18 protein-coding genes and 2 pseudogenes are annotated in these 20021 nt (G+C 57.0%); 4 read left to right on the top strand and 16 right to left on the bottom strand.

Translation table 11 applies throughout. The annotated features are described in order from the left end of the window. Positions 1-54: 54 nt before the first annotated feature. The 15 genes from kdgK to I9H09_RS13135 form a co-directional block, all read right to left on the bottom strand. Positions 55-978, bottom strand: coding sequence for a 2-dehydro-3-deoxygluconokinase (gene kdgK, locus I9H09_RS13065; RefSeq protein ID WP_054989128.1), 924 nt, complete (start codon positions 976-978; stop codon positions 55-57). Positions 979-1004: 26 nt separating this feature from the next. Continuing rightward, positions 1005-2210, bottom strand: a complete 1206-nt coding sequence (locus I9H09_RS13070) for an amino acid deaminase (RefSeq protein WP_122346397.1) — start codon at positions 2208-2210, stop codon at positions 1005-1007. A gap of 16 nt (positions 2211-2226) precedes the next feature. Next, positions 2227-2991, bottom strand: coding sequence for an IclR family transcriptional regulator (locus tag I9H09_RS13075; protein ID WP_005892868.1), 765 nt, complete (start codon positions 2989-2991; stop codon positions 2227-2229). 76 nt (positions 2992-3067) lie between these two features. Beyond that, positions 3068-3454 (bottom strand): RidA family protein, encoded by a 387-nt coding sequence (locus tag I9H09_RS13080; protein WP_005892869.1) that lies wholly within the window; start codon positions 3452-3454, stop codon positions 3068-3070. Between the two features lie 38 nt (positions 3455-3492). Continuing rightward, positions 3493-4284, bottom strand: coding sequence for an amino acid ABC transporter ATP-binding protein (locus tag I9H09_RS13085; RefSeq protein ID WP_005892870.1), 792 nt, complete (start codon positions 4282-4284; stop codon positions 3493-3495). After that, positions 4281-4943, bottom strand: a complete 663-nt coding sequence (locus tag I9H09_RS13090) for an amino acid ABC transporter permease (RefSeq protein ID WP_005892871.1) — start codon at positions 4941-4943, stop codon at positions 4281-4283. Before I9H09_RS13090 ends, I9H09_RS13085 begins: the two co-directional genes overlap by 4 nt. A gap of 9 nt (positions 4944-4952) precedes the next feature. Continuing rightward, the gene (locus I9H09_RS13095; RefSeq protein ID WP_005892872.1) at positions 4953-5615 is read right to left on the bottom strand and encodes an amino acid ABC transporter permease; all 663 of its coding nucleotides are present in this window, start codon (positions 5613-5615) and stop codon (positions 4953-4955) included. A 63-nt stretch (positions 5616-5678) separates the two neighbouring features. After that, the gene (locus I9H09_RS13100) at positions 5679-6530 is read right to left on the bottom strand and encodes a transporter substrate-binding protein (protein ID WP_024671511.1); all 852 of its coding nucleotides are present in this window, start codon (positions 6528-6530) and stop codon (positions 5679-5681) included. A gap of 358 nt (positions 6531-6888) precedes the next feature. After that, on the bottom strand, positions 6889-7248 hold the full coding sequence (locus I9H09_RS13105) for a hypothetical protein (protein WP_042932522.1): 360 nt from the start codon (positions 7246-7248) through the stop codon (positions 6889-6891). A 48-nt stretch (positions 7249-7296) separates the two neighbouring features. Further along, positions 7297-7740, bottom strand: a complete 444-nt coding sequence (locus I9H09_RS13110; protein WP_005892875.1) for a hemerythrin domain-containing protein — start codon at positions 7738-7740, stop codon at positions 7297-7299. A 115-nt stretch (positions 7741-7855) separates the two neighbouring features. After that, positions 7856-8281, bottom strand: coding sequence for a DUF3830 family protein (locus I9H09_RS13115; RefSeq protein WP_053932578.1), 426 nt, complete (start codon positions 8279-8281; stop codon positions 7856-7858). A 70-nt stretch (positions 8282-8351) separates the two neighbouring features. Beyond that, positions 8352-8975 carry a glutathione S-transferase family protein gene (locus tag I9H09_RS13120; RefSeq protein WP_024690041.1) on the bottom strand — a complete coding sequence of 208 codons (624 nt, stop codon included), beginning with the start codon at positions 8973-8975 and terminating at the stop codon, positions 8352-8354. Positions 8976-9002: 27 nt separating this feature from the next. Continuing rightward, the gene (locus tag I9H09_RS13125) at positions 9003-9551 is read right to left on the bottom strand and encodes a GNAT family N-acetyltransferase (protein WP_005892880.1); all 549 of its coding nucleotides are present in this window, start codon (positions 9549-9551) and stop codon (positions 9003-9005) included. A gap of 84 nt (positions 9552-9635) precedes the next feature. Further along, complete coding sequence (locus I9H09_RS13130; protein WP_024690039.1) at positions 9636-10337, bottom strand: DUF3053 domain-containing protein; 702 nt, start codon at positions 10335-10337, stop codon at positions 9636-9638. 140 nt (positions 10338-10477) lie between these two features. Then, complete coding sequence (locus I9H09_RS13135) at positions 10478-10927, bottom strand: hypothetical protein (protein WP_005892883.1); 450 nt, start codon at positions 10925-10927, stop codon at positions 10478-10480. A gap of 840 nt (positions 10928-11767) precedes the next feature. Here I9H09_RS13135 and I9H09_RS13140 point away from each other — a divergent pair. Continuing rightward, the gene (locus I9H09_RS13140; protein WP_122346398.1) at positions 11768-12610 is read left to right on the top strand and encodes a lipopolysaccharide biosynthesis protein; all 843 of its coding nucleotides are present in this window, start codon (positions 11768-11770) and stop codon (positions 12608-12610) included. Positions 12611-12936: 326 nt separating this feature from the next. Further along, complete coding sequence (locus I9H09_RS13145) at positions 12937-14526, top strand: ABC-F family ATPase (protein ID WP_005892888.1); 1590 nt, start codon at positions 12937-12939, stop codon at positions 14524-14526. Positions 14527-14591: 65 nt separating this feature from the next. Here the strand turns inward: I9H09_RS13145 and I9H09_RS13150 are convergent. Continuing rightward, positions 14592-15725, bottom strand: a pseudogene (locus I9H09_RS13150) (lactonase family protein). 186 nt (positions 15726-15911) lie between these two features. Here I9H09_RS13150 and I9H09_RS13155 point away from each other — a divergent pair. Together I9H09_RS13155 and I9H09_RS13160 are read left to right on the top strand one after the other, a co-directional pair. Continuing rightward, positions 15912-17113, top strand: a pseudogene (locus I9H09_RS13155) (MFS transporter). A 241-nt stretch (positions 17114-17354) separates the two neighbouring features. After that, the gene (locus tag I9H09_RS13160) at positions 17355-20018 is read left to right on the top strand and encodes an autotransporter family protein (RefSeq protein WP_248972570.1); all 2664 of its coding nucleotides are present in this window, start codon (positions 17355-17357) and stop codon (positions 20016-20018) included. The last annotated feature ends 3 nt before the right edge of the window (positions 20019-20021 follow it).

Genomic DNA, 20021 nt, shown 5'->3' on the forward strand with positions numbered 1-20021 from the left:
TGCTTTGCTGTCAGTGCGTTAGCCGATCAACTGCATGCAATGTAGCAGGTGCTATCAAAGCGGCATGACTGTTTTCGGTATCAAGGCACCCCGATGTTGAATGACCACGCCGGCAAGCCGATGCCCTGCTTCGGCGGCCTGTAAAGGGTTTTCACCCAGCAGTCGCGCAGCCAGGTAGGCAGCGCTGAATGAGTCTCCGGCTGCCGTTGTATCGACAATGTTCTTAACGCGTTGGGGCGCAACTTCAAAGCGCTCTCCACCCGCCTCGATCAGGCAGCTCTGCGCACCGCGCTTGACCACCACCTCTCCGATGCCGCGATCGCGATAAGCTGCGAGCAATTGCTCGCTGTCGGTGTAACCGTAAAGCGCCTGCTCGTCATCATCGGTCAGCAGCGCCAGATCCACATACGGCAAGCACGCCTGGTAGGCCTCGCGTGCCTGCTCGACACTGGCCCACAGCCGAGGCCGATAGTTGTTGTCGAATGCCACCCTGACGCCGCGCGCGCGGGCACGGCCCAGCGCTTCCAGCAGGCGCGCACGCCCCTGTTCGCCCAGCACCGCCAGCGTAATGCCGCTGAAGTACAACACGTCATAGCTGGCCAGTGCCGCAAGAATCGGTTCGGCAGCCGGCGTCATGAAACAGTCGCGCACGGCGGCCTCATTACGCCAGTAAAGAAAACGACGCTCACCACTGGCATCGGTCTGAATGCAGTACAACCCCGGCAACCGGCCCGACATACGCTGCACTTTGCCCAGACCAATGCCCTCGTCGGCCCACGCCCGGCACATGGCATCGCTGAAACTGTCGTCGCCCAGCGCAGTGACATAGTCAACCTTGGCGCGCTCTCCCAGCAGACGGGAGAGATAGACGGCGGTATTCAGAGTGTCACCACCAAAGCTCTGGTGCAGGCTGCCGTCGGCATGCTGTTGCAACTCAATCATGCATTCGCCGATCAGGGCGATTCGTGGAAGGCTCATAGCGTTGACTCCTGCAAAAGCTTGAACTAGAAACAGGTAGTGAAAGGTTCGATAACCCGCAGGTCATCATCCACCAGGCAACCTGAACGCCACTTGTCGAAGGTCAGACACGGGTGCGAGGTGCCGAAAGAAATGATATCGCCCACGCGCAGCTCGCAGCCGGGCGCAACTGTCATGAAGGCATGCTGATCCATCACCGCAGTGACCTGGCAGGCGCTGACATCGACCCCTGAACCGGGCGACGCACCCGGTTTGTAGCACAACAGCGGGTTGGGCAGCCCTGCATCGTAGGCAACATCGCGCTTGCCCATGGCAATGACCGCGAAACCTGTTTCAGGCATGGACTGCACATGCGCCCAGACTTCAAGGGCCGGACGCAGCGCCTCGCTCAACTCGGCGCGCCGGTCCAGCACGCAGCATTGCGCATCCTTGTAGATACCGTGGTCATGCACCACGTAGCTGCCGGGCCGCAGAACGCTGAGGAACCGCTCGCGAACCGCCTGAGCGTCGAAGGCTTCGGCGATCAGGTCATACCAGGCCGAGCCTGAAGCCGTCACGATCGGGCGATTCAGGGCGAAGGCGCCTTTGTTCTGCAACTCGACCGCCAGGCGCACCAGCGACGCAGCGAAGTCCTTGATGCCTGCAACCGCCTGATCACCATGGATGACGCCCTCGTACCCCTCAATGCCGGTCAACGCCAGCGCCGGTTGAGCCTGAACGGCGTCAGCCAGGGCCAGCACCTGAGCTTCGCTACGGCAGCCGCAGCGCCCGCCCGGCACACCGTATTCGATCATCACGTTCAAACGCAGCCCGCGCGATGCAAAAAACGCCCCCAGCGCTGCCACGTTGTCCGGGTGATCGACCATGCAGTGAAATTCAAGCATCGGATCAGCCAGCAGCTCGGCGATCACTGCCATGTTCGGCGTTCCGACCAACTGGTTAGCCATCAGCACACGCCTTACACCATGAGCATAGGCAGCCTGGGTCTGCACAGCGGTCGCCAGGGTCATGCCCCAGGCACCGGCGTCCAGTTGGCGGCGGAACAATGCCGGGACCATGCTGGTCTTGCCATGCGGCGCCAGCTCCGCGCCGCTGTCGGTGACAAAGCGCTGCATCCAGCGAATATTGTGCTCCAGTGCCTGATTGTGAATGACCAGCGCGGGCAGGCTGACATCGCTGACCAGGCTGTTCCCCGGTTGCGCATTACCTTTTTCCATGACGGCGGTGCTCATCGGTAACCTCCTGCAATTATTCGTTGATTCGGCGAGCCAGGCCATTGGCACTGTCGATCAGCACCCGCCGGTAGTCGTCGTAATGGGTTTTTGCGTCAGCACGTGGCGCCACGATGCACAGGGTTGCAATGCACTGACCCCGCTCGTCCTTGACCGGCGCGGCAAAGCAATGGGTGAAGGTATCGGCCACGCTGTCGAAAGAGAAAAAGCCCTCTTCGCCCGCCTTGCGGATTTCCCGCAAAAAAGTTTCCAGCGGCAAACGCTCACCGCCCGGCAGAATGAAATCATCGGGATCGATCAGGTCGATGATTTGCTGATCGGTCAGGTGACTGAGCAATAAACGTCCGGAAGCGGTCCAGGGGATCGGTGCGTTTTCGCCGATGTCCGAAGAAATCCGAAAATGCCTTTCGCCCTCCTTCATCAATGCCACTGTGTATTTGCGGCCGTTGAGCAGGCACATCTGCGCGGTTTCTCGGGTCTGACTGACGATGTCGCCCAAGCAGGCTTCCGCCTCGCGTGTGAAATCGAAATGGCGCAAGTGTGCCTGGCCTAGAAAATACAGCTGACGACCGAGATAGACGTGCCCTTCTTTGCCGACCGACTCCAGAATTCGCCGCTCCAGCAACGACGCCACCAACTCATAGACAGTCGACTTGGGGCTGCCGATGCCGCTGGCTATTTCATTGGGGCGCATAGGCCTGGCCTTTTCCTTGAGGAAATCCAGAATATCGAACGCCCGGTCCAACCCACGCGCCCGGCGCTTGATCACGTCTTCAGTCATGCCGATTCCTTAAGAAACTTCACACGGCAAGCTCAGGCCGAAAGCCCTGTCGCCTGCCGCTTTGCGCTGACTGCTACTACTTCCGCTTGTAGGCAATACAGTCGATTTCGACTTTGCAGTCGACCATCATGCTGGCTTGTACGCAAGCGCGAGCGGGGGCATGTTCAGGGCTGAAGTACTCGCCAAACACCTTGTTGAAACTCCAGAAATCCCGAGGATCTTCCAGCCACACACCGACGCGCACTACGTCCTTGATGTCATAACCGGCCTCTTCGAGAATGGCGATCAGATTGCGCATGGTCTGGTGCGTCTGCTCGACAATGCCGCCAACGATGATCTCGCCGTCCTGCGCGGGGACCTGCCCGGAAACATGCAGCCAGCCATCTGCTTCGACAGCTCGGGCGAATGGGCGCGGCTGGCCGCCACCTGCGGTGCTGCCAGCGCCATAACGGGTAATAGTCATGAGGTTTTCCTTGGTTGAACGTTGAACATGATGAAACGTTAAAAGCGGATGTTCTTGAGAAATTCGCTCAAGCGTGCCGATTTCGGCTGCTCGAACAAGGCTTTTGGTGGCCCCTGCTCCTCGATGCGACCCTGATTCATGAAGACGATCTGATCTGACACTTCATAGGCAAAACGCATTTCGTGGGTGACCAGCAACATGGTCATGCCCTCCTCGGCCAGGTCCTTTATCACACTCAGCACTTCGCCCACCAGTTCAGGGTCCAGTGCCGAGGTCACTTCATCGAACAGCATCAGGCTGGGATTCATGGCAATGGCGCGAGCGATGGCTACACGCTGCTGCTGGCCGCCGGACAACTGGCCGGGAAAGTGGTTGCGCCGCTCCAGCAGCCCGACGCGATCCAGCCATTTTTCGGCGAGTGCAATCGCCTGGTCCTTTTGCATCTTCTTGACCTTGAGCAAGCCAAGGGTCACGTTCTGCAAGGCACTGAGGTGTGGGAACAGGTTGAATTGCTGAAACGCCATCCCGGTCATGGCCCGGTGCTGTGCAATCAGACGTTCCGGGTGACGAACACGCTTGCCGTCTATGTGGCTGTAGCCGATATCCTGACCTTCGAGGCGGATATGACCGCCCTGGAATTCTTCCAGCAGGTTGACGCAGCGCAGCAAAGTGGTCTTTCCAGACCCGCTGGAGCCGATCAGGGTCACGACATTGCCTTTCTGCATACGCAGGTCGACGCCCTTGAGCACCTCTAGATTGCCATAGGATTTATGCAGGCCCTCAATGCTGAGCAGCGCCGGGCCGGGGGTTGCAGTCTGAGTCAATGTCATGGCAAGGCCACCCGTTTTTCAATTTGTCGCCCGAGAAGCTCGATGGCGTAGTTGATAAGGAAGAACAGGAAGCCTGCAAACAGATAGAACTCCAGGGTCATGAACGTCCGGGCGATCACTTGCTGCGTGCTCAAGAGCAGTTCAGCGACGCCGATGACCGAAAGCAAGGTCGAGGCCTTGACGATCTCGGTCGACGAGTTGACCCAGGTCGGCAGGATCTGGCGCATGGCCTGTGGCAGCAGCACGTAGCGAAGCGTTTGACTGAAACGCAAACCTATCGCCTTGCCTGCCTCGATCTGGCCGGGAGGAATGGCCTGTAGCGCACCTCGCACGATCTCTGAAACATGAGAGCCGCAGAACAGCGTCAAGCCTATTGCTCCGGCCTGAAAGGCGCTGATATGCCAGCCCAGCGCCGGTACCATGTAAAAAACCGCCAGCACCAGGACAAATACCGGCGTGCCGCGAATCAGATCCACGTAGAGGCGGACCGGAAGTCGTGCGAAAAAACCGCCATAGGTCAGCACCAGACCGGCCAGCATGCCGATCAGCGTGCCCGCGACAATCGCCAGCGCCGAGCATTGAATGCTGGTCAAAAAGCCCGACCAGAGTACTTCTCGTGCCGTCCATAATTCCTGCAACCAGCCAGGGGGTTGGTACATGATGGCCTCCTAGCGGCGAATCGCCAGACGTTGTTCGAGCGCACGTAAAAGCATCGCAATCACGTAGCAGGCCACCACATACAGTGCGGTGGTCACCAGCCAGGTCTCGATCACCCGGTAGCTCTCGACGTTGATCTTGCGTGCGTAATAGGTCAGTTCCGGGACAGCAATCGCGGCCGCCAGCGACGTGTCCTTGAACAACGAAATGAAGTTGTTGGAAAGCGCAGGCAACACATTGCGCAGCATAACCGGCACGGTTATGTAGGCCCTGACCTGCCATTCGCCCAAACCAATCGCCAAACCCGCTTCACGCTGGCCTTTGTGAATGCTCAGCAGCCCGGCCCGGAAGACCTCGGTCAGGTAGGCACCAGCGTACAGCGACAGCGTGACAATGAACGAGGCCAGCTTGTCGAGGCGTATGCCCAGCCCTGGCAAGGCAAAGTAGATCAGCAGGATCAACACCAGAATCGGCGTATTGCGCACTACCGTCACGTAGATGGACGCCACAATGCGCAGTGCCCGATAACGCGATAACAGCGCGAAAGCGTTCATCAGGCCGATCACGCAACCGATGGCGATCGAGATCAGGGCCAATTCCAGGCCCAGCCCCAAACCCGCCAACAGGCTGGGAAAGTCGCGCCATACGGCGTCAAAATTCAATTGATAATTCATGCTTGCCCGTACCTGACAGGGGCAGCCTGATGGCCTGCCCTGTCCTTGAAGGTCAAAGTGGACTTATTTGTATTCCATCGGAAAGCCGATTGCTGGCACAGGCAGATCAACGCCGAACCACTGCTTGAACGAAGCGGCATAAGCCGGGAATTCGACGCCGGTCATGGCTTCATGCAAGGCGGTGTTGACGAAGTTCAGCCAGTCCTGGTCGCCACGTTTGACGGCGCATGCGTAGGTTTGCGGGCTCCAGGCAAAAGACGGTGAGCGATAGCGACCTGGGTTCTGCACCATCAGGTACTTGACCGAAGACTGGTCGGTCGCGGCCGTATCGGCGCGACCAGAGTTGATCGCCTGGTACATCAGATCGACGCTGTCGTACTGGTCGACCTTGGCCTTGGGCAGTGCCTGATGCACCAGTTCTTCGGCATAGACGTTTTGCAGTACGGCAACGGTGACGCCATCGCCCGCCGCTTTCAGGTCATCGATTTCCTTGTACTTGCTGTTCGCAGGCAGCAGCAGCGCTACACCCTCGCGGTAGTACGGCAGTGTGAATGCCACCTGCTGCGCACGGCTGGCGGTGACGGTGATGAACTGGCAACTGATATCGACCTTGTCAGTCAGCAGATTGGGGATCCGGGCGTCCGAAGACTGCACCACGAACTCGACCTTGCTCGGGTCATTGAACAGGCCTTTGGCGATGATCCGACCGATATCGATATCAAAGCCCTGCAACTTCCCGTCCGCGCCTTGAAAATGCCACGGCGCATTGGTACTGCCTGTGCCGACGACAAGGTTGCCGCGTTTCAATACTGCTTCAAGTTTACTTCCCTCGGCCGCCTGCCCGGTATTAGTCAGGCTGAATGAGGCTGCAAGAACAAACGCACAAGCTTTCAGAAAAGAAGGTCCGCGATGCATGACATAAACTCCGCCGAGGTACTGGTTATTCCGCTATAGCGGACACTGGTATGTAACAACGGAATAGGCAGCAGAAATTGTGCCATAAATGGCAAACTAAAAACATCGAGTAAATAAACCGAGATAAAACAACAGCCTGAAAACAAATGTACGGCAGCCGATTGCAAGCGGATTTTTAACGACCCGCTACTGACTGTCACAATTGAGTGGTAGGGCCCCATTCCTGTGCGGGTACGCTGCAATGGGTGGCAGCGCTACAGTCCGGAATGATGTCACGCGATGCTGAAGATATGTGCTTGGTGCGCCACGGGATGCATGCCAATACAGGGCATAGGCATGCGGGCGAGCCTTGGACAGCTCAAAGGCAGGTAGCGATCGCCGCAGAACGCAATGCCGCTTGGGAATCGCCTTGCGGCGCATAAAACTCGACGGTGGTGGCCGGGCCTTTCGCGTGCACATCTGCGAAATAAGTCGATTCGGTGGTGAATACGGTGAAGCCGCCGCCTGACAAGTCATGCAGGAATACATCCGAAGACGTACCGAACATGGCTTCGTTTTGCCAGGTCACCTGAATGCACTGGGCGACAGCGCTATCCTGCTTGGCGCTGGACAGCACCTTTACAGGCCCTGCCGAACGTGCCGAAGCAGAAGGCGCTGCGCACCCGCTCAACGCGGCAGCTGCAACCAGGGTAAAGCTCGCCAAAAACAGAAACTTCATGTCATGCCCACGCTGATAAAAAGCCGATTCTAGCATTGCAGCGAAGTATCAGCCCTCGGCCAATTGTTCTTCGTACTCCTTCACGTACTCGCCAGCCAGCGTCTGTTTCTGCTTTTCGTCGAGTAACTTTCCCGCCATCTGGAAAAACTTCTGCTCTTCTTCCTTCAAGTGATGATGCACTTTTTCCGATAGCTTTTTCGCCGTTGCCAGCCAGGCCGGGCTCGACATTTCGGTCTCGTCGAGTTCTTCCATCATTTCATCCATTTCATGGTGCTCGGAAATGGCATGACGGCTCAGGTCCACGCCATTGTCGTGAGCCATCAACGGAATGTAGAAATGACGCTCTTCAGCAGTTTCATGGGCCTGAAGCTCTTCCTTGAGCTGCTTGTAGGCTTTCTCGCGCTCGGCGCTGTCGCCGCTGGTCTGGATCAGCGCATCGGCATAGCCACGTTGACGGTCATGGCTTTCGCGCAGGGCTTCGAAAATATTCAAGGTCGGGTCTCCGGGTCGGCTTCCGGGACATGGAAGCATTGTGGACTAGACCCCTGACCAGGATCAGCAGTTCAAAGAAATGCTGGCAAACTACCATTGCACTGTAAAAGCATGCTCAGGCCAGTTCGAAAACCACGTCCTGAGCGCCTTCCCAAAGAGTCTTGACGCCCAGTTTGCGCAGGCTTTCCTTGCCATGAGTGATGGTCAAAAAATGATTACCTGCCAACTGCCCCATCTTGCTGGCAAAACAGCAAGAACCATAGGCCAGGATAATCTCGGTTTCGCTGTAGCCGCCTGGATAGAAAAGAATATCGCCCACCGAAGGATGGCTGGTTGCGTTCTCGAAACCGATCAGTTTGTCATCCAGCTTCAACTGATAATCATCCAGCGGCACCCAACAGCCTTCACCGCTCCAGCGCACATGGATGAACTTCTGCCGATAAGGCAACAACTTCAGAAACGCCTCGACCGTCTGTGGCGCATCCGGGTTGGCTTCAGCCAGAAACTCATATCCGCCAGCGGTGATTCTGATAGTGGTCACTGAAAGAGCTCCTTTAAAGCGTAGGGACCCGAAACGGGTGCAAAAGAATAAACGCGGCCGTAACGCAGAGTCACGGAGTTCCGTTGCGGCCATGCAAGAGATAGCCGGGCCGACTGCTCAAACGCTCGTAGTACATATTTACAGCAGGCAGATCCGGATGATCGAGCGGTGTCTCGAACCAGCGATTGACCGAAAGCCCGACGGGAATATCGGCCAGCGTGAACGTTTCTCCGCTCACATAAGCGCCTGTCATTTCCAACTGTTGATCAAGTATCTGCATGTACCGGACCCAATTCGCACACGATGCAGCGGTAGCAACAACGTCTTGATGATCGGCCGAACGGCGTACCAGCGACATGAATGCATAGCCCCATGCCGGGTTCAGATCAGCGCTTTGCCAGTCGATCCATTGATCGATACGCGCTCTGGCAATTGGCTCGAGTGGGTAAAGATGACAGCCGTTGTAACGGGCAGCCAGATAGCGAAGGATGCTATTGGACTCCCACAGTACAAAGCCATCATCGATGATAACCGGGACCATGGCGTTGGGGTTGAGGGTAAGAAACTCCTCAGTATCGGTCGATTTGAAGCCACTGCCCCACTCTTCCCGACTGAACGAAATATTAAGTTCCTCACATGCCCAAAGCACTTTCCGTACATTGATGGACGATGCCTTCCCGAGTATCCGTAGCATTGAAGCCCCCTCTGCAGAGCAACAGTCTTAGCGCTCTAACGGCATCAGATGTTTGCCGAACAAGTGATTTTCATGAACCTCACCCTGAAACTCATAATGAGGTGATCCTTTCATCGCATACCCTTGGCGCGGATAAAACCCCAGCGCACGCTCGTTACCGACCCAGACCGTCGCCCAAAGCAGTGAAGCATGGTGGGCGGCGGCGTGCTGCTCGGCAGCCTTGAGCAATAAGCGTCCGGCACCGCGCCCGGTGAAACGCTCTTGCACATAAAGGCGCTGCAACTCAGCGGCAGTGGAGATGCCCAGCATCGGGTGATCAGTGCGTAAGGTGACCTGAGCAAAGCCGATCAGATGGCCGTCTGACTCTGCCACCGCAATAAGTGTTGCAGGCTCGGCAAGCAGGCGCGCAAAGGCCTGAGGAGAGAACGCGTCGAGGGCTTCGCGGGCGATGGACTCCCGAATGCCCTGCGTCGCGTAGGTGTCGAGAAAAACCTGTATGCCGAGCGCGCTGAGGCAGACCGTGTCTGTGGCAGAGGCCTCACGCAATGTGATGGTGTGGCAAGGAGTGGCGTTCATTACATCAGTTGACCCGGGGGCCGAGGGCTTGAACCCGGATCATACCCGACAGGCAGGCCTGGCACGCAAGCCAGGCCGCAAGCCTCAGCGTCCGGTCATGAGCGACTGCAGACGAGCCTGAGCTTGCTGAGCGTTTTTGCCTTGCTCATTCAGCTCTTGCAGCAACTTGTTGAGTTCTGTCTGTACTACCGGGTCCTTGACGGTAATTGCCGAACCCGAGATATCGATTTGCGACTTGTGCGCCTGAACGTAATCAGCAACCTTCAAGCCACTGGCAAAAGTACCTTTGATCTGTGGCAGTACTTCACGGAACGTGTTCGCCGGTACGCTGACCGTGCGGTCATAAGCCTTGTCGTAGACAACTTTCAAATCATCAGGCTGCTTCAGTTTCGCGTGTGCAGCATCTGCCTTTCCCTGCTCGACAGTCAGTTTTTCACCGACTTCATCAAGGCCTGTCTGCACCGCAACCAGGTCTGCACGACGCTCAAGGACATCGCTGACCGACCGAAACGAACCCTTCTGCATCAAGCCACTGAGTGGCTGCACCGCAGTATCCATGCCGGCTCCGAAATCTGAAATCACAGCATAGTGGGAGCTGTAATCGCCGAAGGCTTTTTTCTCGTCGTCCGTCAGCTTGGGTACATGCAGGCCAGGCTTGTCGATAATGCGGGTTTGCAGGAACTGAGTGAACGCGGTGCGCTGCTCAGGCTCCTTGTCGCCACAACCAGCCAGCAACAAGGGTAACGCGACAGCCAGCAACAAGCCTGGACGGAAAAGGGACTTCATGTCATGAACCTCCGAGATCATAAGAATGCCTGTTCAGCCAAACCGCTCACTGAACATACGCGTGCTTATAGTCTCGCAGCGACATCATCTAGTTCCGTGATGACTGAAAAGATAGGGCACAACACTGTTCCCACATGCGGTCAGAGCGTCGACTTGCCAGCAGCGGGAGCAAGTGCCACTGGCGTCGCAATCAGACGCGAATCAAGGCGTTCTGGAAGTGTGTACATGGCGCCCGTCAGTGGGTCGACGATCAACATTCCGATAAGGCCGCCAAACACGATATTGCCCCAATACCAGCCGTCTATACCGGAATTCAGCGTCTGCATGTTGCTGGCGTATCCATCCTTGCGGAAAGTCACTTTGTACAATTCGCCATCGAAGTAGCCAGCACCGGCGCGCAAGGTGACCTGATCAGGCGTAACACCGGAATAAACCGACACACCGCTTTGATTGACGATTTCGTAGGCAGCCCCGGAGGGGCTGGACGTGATCGATACCGGGTATTTCGAGTCGCTGACGATGCTGGCACAGCCCGTTACCGCCGCAGCAGCCAGGATGACCGAGATTTTCATGAATGTAGCCAAACGCATTTCGCAGCTCCGTTGCCTGAATTTAACAAAATGATATCACGATGATATTATTTTCATAAGAATCTTTTAATGATCAGCACGTTAGAGGGGCTTTGCTGCTAAGCATCAGGTCACGCGCTACGTTTACGTCGCTTCATTTGAGCCCAGTTTCAAAGGCGCGCAAAAAAGTTCCTTAACAATTCTTCATGTGATGAAACGTTTCAGCGGCTAGCCTTTACTGGACCAGCAACGTGAACAACAGGAGTCAATCACGATGTTTGCACACGAGGGCCTAGGCCTGATTCTTATCTCCATCGTCTTTCTGCTTGGAGCGATCGCGATGTTCATCCACCCATTTCATGCACTGGGAAACTGGTTCAGGAAGAGAAAGCAGGAGCGAAAATCCAGGTAATACCCTTTTTGACGGCTGGCGTTATTCCCCGTCAGCAGGCGGCCCGGTGATGCCGGGCTACCTGAGAAAACCTCTCTTCATACTCCGCACTACTATTGACACCGCGACAGGCATTGATGCACTGATCAAGTGCAACATTAGAGAAACAATCCTCAGGCAAAATATATCTGCAGTGTTTTAGTGCATCTGAGCCCGAGTTAATACTCAACGTATCAACCTGAACACAAACAATATCAAAACAATATCATCGCACTGATATGGGCAACGTACCCTCTGCATTAGTTGCAGATTGAGATAACAGCTCTCGAAAATTCGCCATCGCCTATAGCCAAGTGTTTGCAGTATGGTACTCTTTTGAAATTCTTTGATATTGAAATAGTGGCAACTAGCTAATAATATCGCGCACAGAATGTCCCAACTAATTTGCCACTAGTCCTTGCAGGGCAGTCATGACCAGTCAATTATTCAATGCAACCGAGCGCCTCCGGAAAGCAGTTGAAAATCATGCGCTACCCCCGGCGCGCGTGCTTGATTTCGGCAAATGCAAAGCCAGCCGCAAGGGCCCGGTGTTCCTCATCGGGTCAGGCAGCTCGGCCAGAGACTTCCCGATAAGGGAGTTTGCGGACGTTCCCATGATTACCATGAACGGTGCGTTCTCGATGTTTTCGGGAACCTGCATCAAACCGTTTTTCTATGTTTGCTCCGATAGAGATTTCCCCAATCAACAACCCGAGCTTTTTGCCGCAGCCATGCGTGCCAGTGAAAACGTCGGCCTGTGGGAAGACCAACTTAGAACTGGCATCGCAAAACCCGCCGGACGTGCCTATGCATTGAAGAAGTCACCGCCGGTGTCGACAGTGGCAGCTCTGTGCTCACGAGAAGAGGCATTGGTCAGAAAGCTGTCGCTGTGGAGCAGCCGCAGCAGAGGCATCGGTTTCAGCAAGAACCTTGAATTGGGTTTCTTCGACGCCCGTACAGTCATGTACCTGGCGCTACAGCTGTCCTGTCACCTTGGTTTCGAGAAAGTATTTCTGGTCGGCTTCGATTTGAACCAGTCTGCTGGTCGCTTCTATGAGAGACCTGGCGACAAGTGTTCACCGTGCGGTCTGGATCAACACTACGAATCAAGAATTCTGCCCTCTCTCGAACTGATGGCAAAGCATGTAGTGTGCGACGATTTTCAAGTGTTCAACCTGTCCGAACAATCTCGAGTGCCTGGTGAGATGATCCCGAAACTGAATATCGATGAAGCCAGGCGCATGCTCAGCGGCATGGACATCGAACAGATGTAACTAAAGACAACAGCGACGTTGCCGCTGAAACACGTTGCCCAAGCGGGCATCGACATTGCGCAGAATCCGGATATCAGGCGCAGACCGTCATACACCTGACGCCACACCTATGCGACAATGCGCGCCAATGTCTGGCATGAACCCCCACATTCATATCCCGGCAACGCAGTCATGGCAGGCTGACGTTGCTGTCGACGTATGCCCGTTGGATCAGCTCATGCTCAGGCGGAGCAAGCTGAACAGCTACGGCCAGTACCCCAAGCGGTACGCGCTGCTGACCCCGGCGCTCCTCCAGTTATTGCCCAAGTTATTGATAGGTAAAGTAATTGATCTCCACAGCTAACATCACGATGCAGTTCGGCCCCAAACCCTTGTTCGAGAACGTCTCGGTCAAGTTCGGCGCCGGTAACCGTTACGGCCTGATTGGCGCTAACGGCTGCGGTAAATCCACCTTCATGAAAATCCTCGGTGGCGACCTTGAGCCTTCGGGTGGTCAGGTGATGCTGGAGCCGAACGTGCGTCTGGGCAAGCTGCGCCAGGATCAGTTCGCCTACGAAGAATTCACTGTTCTCGACACCGTCATCATGGGTCACGAAGAGCTGTGGAAGGTCAAGGCCGAGCGCGACCGTATTTACTCGCTGCCGGAAATGAGCGAAGACGACGGCATGGCCGTCGCCGAGCTGGAAACCGAGTTTGCGGAAATGGACGGTTACACCGCCGAGTCGCGTGCCGGTGAACTGCTGCTGGGCCTGGGTATCGGCATCGAGCAGCACAACGGCCCGATGAGCGAAGTATCGCCCGGCTGGAAGCTGCGCGTACTGCTGGCTCAGGCACTGTTCTCAGACCCGGAAGTGCTGTTGCTCGACGAGCCGACCAACCACCTGGACATCAACACCATTCGCTGGCTGGAAAACATCCTGACCCAGCGTAACAGCCTGATGATCATCATCTCCCACGACCGTCACTTCCTGAACAGCGTGTGCACCCACATGGCTGACCTGGATTACGGCGAGTTGCGCCTGTTCCCGGGCAACTACGATGAATACATGACGGTGGCCACCCAGTCGCGAGAGCAACTGCTATCGGACAACGCCAAGAAGAAGGCGCAGATCTCCGAACTGCAATCGTTCGTCAGCCGTTTCTCGGCCAACGCATCGAAAGCCAAGCAGGCCACTTCTCGTGCCAAGGCAATCGACAAGATCCAGCTGGCTGAGGTCAAGCCTTCGAGCCGTGTCAGCCCGTTCATCCGTTTTGAACAGACCAAAAAGCTGCACCGCCAGGCGGTCATCGTTGATCGCATGGCCAAAGGCTTCGACGGCAAGACGCTTTTCAAGGATTTCAGCTTCCAGGTTGAAGCAGGCGAACGTGTTGCGATCATCGGCCCGAACGGCATCGGCAAGACGACCCTGCTGCGCACCCTGGTCAGTGAGCTGACTCCAGATGCTGGCACTGTGAAGTGGACCGATGCAGCGGAACTCGGCTACTACGCTCAGGACCACGCCCACGACTTTGAAGATGACTGCACCCTATTCGACTGGATGGGCCAGTGGACGCAAGGCGGTGAGCAAATGGTACGCGGCACGCTGGGCCGCATGCTGTTCTCCAACGACGAGATCCTCAAGTCGGTGAAGGTGATTTCCGGTGGTGAACAGGGCCGCATGCTGTTCGGCAAGCTGATCCTGCAAAAGCCGAACGTACTGATCATGGATGAACCCACCAACCACTTGGACATGGAATCCATCGAAGCGCTGAACCTGGCGCTGGAGAACTACCCAGGCACGCTGATTTTCGTCAGCCACGACCGCGAGTTCGTGTCTTCCCTGGCCACCCGCATCATCGAGCTCAGCCCAAGCGGCGTGACCGACTTTAGCGGCACCTACGACGACTACCTGCGCAGCCAGGGCGTATCGTTCTGAGCCCTGACAGCCTGCGACACCCCGAAAGCCCTGTCTTCTGACAGGGCTTTTTATTTTCAGCCAGGCTACTGGCCTGGCTGGCTAAGCATCTCGATCCACAGCGCGCCCTTGCCCGACGGTGCTTCGCTGACCCGCTGCAAGGCTCCGTCCGAGGCAATGGCATAACTGCCGACCTTATCGCTTTTTTCGCCACTGACCAGCAACCAGCGTCCGTTGGGGGACACAGCGATATTGCGCGGCTGTTGTTCCTGGACCGGATAGTTTTCAACAAACGTCACCTTGCCACTGGCAGGGTCAACCTTGAAGACCGACACGCTGCTGGTGGTCCGCTCACTGGTGAACAGCCACTTGCCATTCGGCGCCAAACGTATGTCCGCAGCCCAGATGCGCGGCGTAGTGTCATCTTTGAGATCATTGTTGCGTGCATCGCGGGCCTGCCCCGGCGCCAGGTTCAAGCGCTTTGGAACACCTGCTGCCTGGCGGGTCTGCTTCAACGCTCCGGTTTTCCGGTTTATCGCGAAGGAGGTGACGGTGCCGCTCATTTCGCCCACTACGTACAGAAATCTGCCGTCGGACTAGAACGCGAGATGGCGCGGACCGGTATTCTCGGGAACTGCGACAAAGCCTTCGCCAATGGGCACGAGCTTGCCGTCCTTGGGCTCAAGCCGATATTGCAGGACGCGATCGACCCCGAGATTGCCTGCGTAAACGAAGCGATTGCTCGGGTCGGTGCGTACCGAATGCGCATGCATGCCGGTCTTGTAGGTCTGAATACTGTCGCTCGGGCGATGCTGCGCATCGATAGGCTGAACACTGAGCAGGTCAGCGCCATAAGAAGCGCCGAACAGGAAGCGCCCACTGCGATCAGTCGAAAGGTACGCCAGACTCTCCGCCAGTGGTGCCTGACTCAGCGCTTTCAGATGCCCCGTTACAGGCTCAATGGAGAAGCTCAGCACCTTATAAGGCTTTGCACGCAGCGCAGCAAACAATGCCTTGCCGTCAGGCGAGATGGCCATCGGATTGACCTGGTCACCCGCCTTTGTCTGCTCCACGAGGCTGAGTGCCCCGCTTTGCTCGTCCAGCCGGTACTGAGAGATCAGTCCATCAGCCGGGCTGGAAATGTAAGCGAAGGTGGAAGCCTGAACAGGCAAACCGAACGTACAACCGACTGCTGCAGCCAGCATCAGGGTTTTTCTCATGACGGACCTTTTTATTGTTTTGGTGTGATTTGGTTTACAGCGTGATCAGTCATCCTATGACCACTTCTGTTTAACAGCAACTGCATCATGATGCCTCCGGGTCTGGCTGAAAACGTTAGCCTGCTTTCATTTTTTGGCTCCGCGAGCCATGATGAAGCACTCCCACCGCCGCCAGCGAAGAGTCCAATGCCTGTCGCGCAACCCGGTTCCATGACGGTCACTTTGCAGATTGTTTCCATCGTCTTCTACACCTTCATCGCCTTTCTGTGCATCGGCCTGCCGATCGCAGTAATGCCAGGTTATGTCCACGAGCAGTTGGGCTTCAGCCCGCTGGTTGCCGGTCTGACAATCGCTTCGCAGTATGTGGCTACGCTGCTGAGCCGGCCCTTCGCCGGACGGGCGACGGACACACTGGGCAGCAAGCGTTCGATCGTATTCGGGCTGTGGGGCATCGGCATCAGCGGTGCTCTGACACTGCTGGCCACCCTGCTCCAGGAATTTGCAACAGTCAGCCTGTCGATTCTCATCGTCGCGCGACTGTTTCTGGGCGTGTCGCAAGGTTTGATCGGGGTAGGCACCATCAGTTGGTGCATCGGCAAGGTCGGCCCGGAGCACACTGCCCGGTCCATCTCATGGAACGGTATTGCTTCTTATGGCGCCATTGCCATTGGTGCGCCGTTGGGGGTGGTGGTCATAAAGGCTGTGGGTTTCAACAGCCTGGGAGTCGCCTTGATAGCCATGTCGGGTCTGGCACTGTGGCTGATTCGCCACAAACCGTCAGTGCCGATAATAACTGGCGAGCAGCTGCCTTATTGGTCGGTATTCGGCAGAATCGCGCCCTTCGGACTGGGTCTGACGTTGTCCTCTATCGGCTATGGCACGCTGACCACGTTCATCACGCTGTTTTACCTGAGCCGAGGCTGGGAAGGCGCCGCCTACTGCCTGAGCATGTTCGGCGTGAGCTTTATCCTTGCGCGCCTGCTGTTTATCGGAGCTATCAATCGGCTTGGCGGCTACAACGCAGCCATTTTGTGCATGGCTATTGAAACGTGCGGACTAGTGATGCTTTGGCTGTCACCGAGCAACGGCATGGCCTTGGCTGGCGCCGGATTGACCGGTGTGGGGTTGTCGCTGGTTTATCCGGCACTGGGCGTAGAAGCCATCAAAAACGTACCCACGCCCAGTCGCGGCGCAGGGCTGAGTGCCTACGCAGTGTTCTTCGACCTGCACTGGCAATTGCAGGCCCGCTCATGGGCGCTATCGCCCTGGGTCAAGGTTATGACTGGATATTTTTCTATGCCTCGCTGCTTTCGTTGTGCGCACTCGGCCTGACCCTCTGGCTGTCCCGCAAAGCCAGTCGGCAACCTTACGGGGATATGCATGGGTGATGTTATGGAATAAGATTTTTTCTTTTTGTTCCAATAGTTAGCAGATAAAACCGAAATAACGCCACCGGTCGGTCAAGTTCTTGACGTCCTCATGAACAGCTTCTTGACTTGGTGCTGCAAGCCTCGACAAAAGGCTCGCCAAGCCGTCGTCGCGCGCATTCATGCGACGGCCAAATGTGTGGCAGTTCGGCGCTTCCCCTTCTTCAACGGCCTCTCTGTCCGCTCGACCGGGAGAGCCGTCATGAGATTCTGCAGTCGTCCTCTGTGCCATACCCGCAATGTTCTGCCCGCTTTTATTCTGGCGGTCATACCACACCCTGCTGAAGGGGCCTGCAATCTCGCCCCAACTGACAATAATCCGATTCAGCTGTGCGAAAGCGGCACCAGTGGCCCTTATACCGACGTGAATTCAGCTTCGCATAATCTGGTGTTTCCACAGGCCGGCACAGCGACCGTCAATGGCAATATCAATTACGGGGCGCAGGCAGACCGCATAGAGATGGCGTCAGGTCGGGTCTTTGGCAGCGTCAATCAGGGCGCAGGTGGCGATACATTTCTGTTTTACAGTGGCGAGATCACCGGTGAAATAAGCCAGGGCGCCTCTCCCGACACTTTCACCATGACCGGGGGCACGTTGGGTTCACTGGCTCAGGGCGACGGGCTGGACACCTTCCTGATGACCGGGGGCACGATTATCCGCGCGTTCGAGGATGGAGACCGGGCTGTCATGACCGGAGGCAGTATCGGCCGGGTGGACATGAAACTCGACAATAACGTATTCGAATTGTCGGGCGGCAGCATCACTAACAACCTTGTGGCGGGCTTTGGTCAGGACACGATTATCGTGTCGGGCGGGAGTATCGGTGGCGCGGTCAGCGTCAGCGGTGGTGATGACAGGATATCCCTCAGCGGTGGGGAAATTCGCGGCGAGGTGCGCACCAGCTTTGGCAATGACCGTTTCGAGTGGTTGAGCAATGGTTACGTGCGCAACAGTGTGTTGATGGCAGATGGCAACGACACAGCGCGGCTTTACAACCTCAGCGAATACCTGACCAACTCCAATCCGCTGCTGGACGGCGGCCTTGGCGACGATGTTCTGACGTTTGACAGCACAACGCTTTCCCACCCGAATCGTTATCCCGCCTGGGAAACAGTCAATCTCTTCAACGGGTCACAACTGGACATGGTCGGAACGCTGACTCTCGGCGATGACCTCAGCCAGACCGGTATCCTGAATATCGACGCCACCAGCACCCTGCGTTCAACATCCGGCAGCATTGTCGCGTTCAACACCGCATCCCGTGCGACTCTCGACAACGCCGGGACGCTTGACCTGACCGGCAGCGGTAGCTCGGTAACCGATACCCTTACCATCAACGGCAACTACTTTGGTCGGGCTGGACGGTTACTGCTGCAGTCGACGCTGGGAGACGAAAATTCGCCCAGCGATAAACTGGTGGTGTCACAGGGCACCATCGGCGGTACGACCAGCATGCTGGTCAGCAATATCAATGGTCTGGGGGCACTCACACAGGGCAACGGAATAGAGGTGGTGCAGGCGACCCGAGGCGCTACCAGCGAAGCGACTGCATTTTCGTTACAAAACTCGCTGTCCGTTGGTGCGTATGACTATTACCTGTTCAAGGGTGGCGCTACGGCGGGCAGCGAAAACAGCTGGTTTCTGCGCTCGTCAGTGATTGCACCGCCTCTGCCCGAAACGCTGCCACCGAGCGAATCTGTTCCTGGGCCGGAACCTGCTCCCATAGCGGAACCTTCACCCCCGACAATGCCCGCCTCCCCTCTACCAACCGAACCCGCCGTGCCCCCGGCACAACCGCCACCCACTCCTCCCATACTCGCACCTGCACAACTTCCGGCAACCACGCTGCCCGTAGCGGCAATCGGCACGCCATCGCTGCCGGAGCCGATTCGCGGCGCGGCCCCTGTGCCGCTGTACCGACCGGAAGTCGCCAATTACGCGATTGTCCCGCCCGCCGCAGCGACGCTGGCGCTGACTTCGCTCGGCACCTTCCATGAGCGTAAGGGCGATCAGAGCCTGCTGGCACAATCCGGGGCAGCGCCGGCTGGCTGGGCGCGGGTGTTTGGCAGTGACTTCAAACAGCAGTGGTCAGGCACGGTCAGCCCCGGCCTGGACGCATCGCTCAAGGGCTATCAGATCGGCCATGACGTGTACGCCTGGTCACTCGATGCACAGCGGACCCTGCGGGTCGGTCTGTTCGTCGCCCAAAACCGCCTGGGCGGCGAGGTGCGGGGCTTTGCCGGTGGTTTTCAAAAGCGGCAAACCGGACGGATAAAACTGCGTGGCGACAGCGTAGGCGCCTACTGGACACTCTCAACGCTTGCCAACGGCTACATCGATGCGCTGGTGATGAGCACGCGCCTGGACGGCTACAGTCGCTCTGACCGAGGCCTGCGCATCGACACTGATGGTCATGCGCTGAGCCTGTCCCTGGAAGCCGGTTACCCGCTTGCACTGTCATCGCGATGGGTCGCCGAACCGCAGGCGCAGATCATTCATCAGCGCATTGATCTTGATGATCAGCACGACGGTATTGCACGGGTGGGTTTTGACAGCCAGCCCTACAACACCGGGCGACTGGGCGTACGATTCAAGGGCCGATACGCGATGGCGGGCATGCCCATCGAGCCCTACCTTCGGGTCAATGTCTGGCGCAATGAAGGGGGGCATGACACGGTAATATTCGATCACACACAACGCGTCAGGACAGCCCACCGATCAACGACGGGCAGCTTGGGCGCAGGAATAGTCATCAAAATCGCCAATGAAACCAGCGTGTACTGGAGCGCGGATTACAACCGTGATCTGGGCAATCAGGTGTTCAACGGAATAAACGCCAGCCTGGGGGTCAGGCTGGCGTGGTAGCGC

The sequence above is a fragment of the Pseudomonas tremae genome, assembly GCF_023278125.1.
Lineage (GTDB): Bacteria > Pseudomonadota > Gammaproteobacteria > Pseudomonadales > Pseudomonadaceae > Aquipseudomonas > Aquipseudomonas tremae.

Coding starts and splice junctions, on each gene's coding strand:
- kdgK (WP_054989128.1), bottom strand. CDS start 978: ATGAGCCTTCCACGAATCGCCCTGATCGGCGAATGCATGATTGAGTTG.
- I9H09_RS13070 (WP_122346397.1), bottom strand. CDS start 2,210: ATGAGCACCGCCGTCATGGAAAAAGGTAATGCGCAACCGGGGAACAGC.
- I9H09_RS13075 (WP_005892868.1), bottom strand. CDS start 2,991: ATGACTGAAGACGTGATCAAGCGCCGGGCGCGTGGGTTGGACCGGGCG.
- I9H09_RS13080 (WP_005892869.1), bottom strand. CDS start 3,454: ATGACTATTACCCGTTATGGCGCTGGCAGCACCGCAGGTGGCGGCCAG.
- I9H09_RS13085 (WP_005892870.1), bottom strand. CDS start 4,284: ATGACATTGACTCAGACTGCAACCCCCGGCCCGGCGCTGCTCAGCATT.
- I9H09_RS13090 (WP_005892871.1), bottom strand. CDS start 4,943: ATGTACCAACCCCCTGGCTGGTTGCAGGAATTATGGACGGCACGAGAA.
- I9H09_RS13095 (WP_005892872.1), bottom strand. CDS start 5,615: ATGAATTATCAATTGAATTTTGACGCCGTATGGCGCGACTTTCCCAGC.
- I9H09_RS13100 (WP_024671511.1), bottom strand. CDS start 6,530: ATGCATCGCGGACCTTCTTTTCTGAAAGCTTGTGCGTTTGTTCTTGCA.
- I9H09_RS13105 (WP_042932522.1), bottom strand. CDS start 7,248: ATGAAGTTTCTGTTTTTGGCGAGCTTTACCCTGGTTGCAGCTGCCGCG.
- I9H09_RS13120 (WP_024690041.1), bottom strand. CDS start 8,975: ATGCTACGGATACTCGGGAAGGCATCGTCCATCAATGTACGGAAAGTG.
- I9H09_RS13125 (WP_005892880.1), bottom strand. CDS start 9,551: ATGAACGCCACTCCTTGCCACACCATCACATTGCGTGAGGCCTCTGCC.
- I9H09_RS13130 (WP_024690039.1), bottom strand. CDS start 10,337: ATGAAGTCCCTTTTCCGTCCAGGCTTGTTGCTGGCTGTCGCGTTACCC.
- I9H09_RS13135 (WP_005892883.1), bottom strand. CDS start 10,927: ATGCGTTTGGCTACATTCATGAAAATCTCGGTCATCCTGGCTGCTGCG.
- I9H09_RS13140 (WP_122346398.1), top strand. CDS start 11,768: ATGACCAGTCAATTATTCAATGCAACCGAGCGCCTCCGGAAAGCAGTT.
- I9H09_RS13160 (WP_248972570.1), top strand. CDS start 17,355: ATGAGATTCTGCAGTCGTCCTCTGTGCCATACCCGCAATGTTCTGCCC.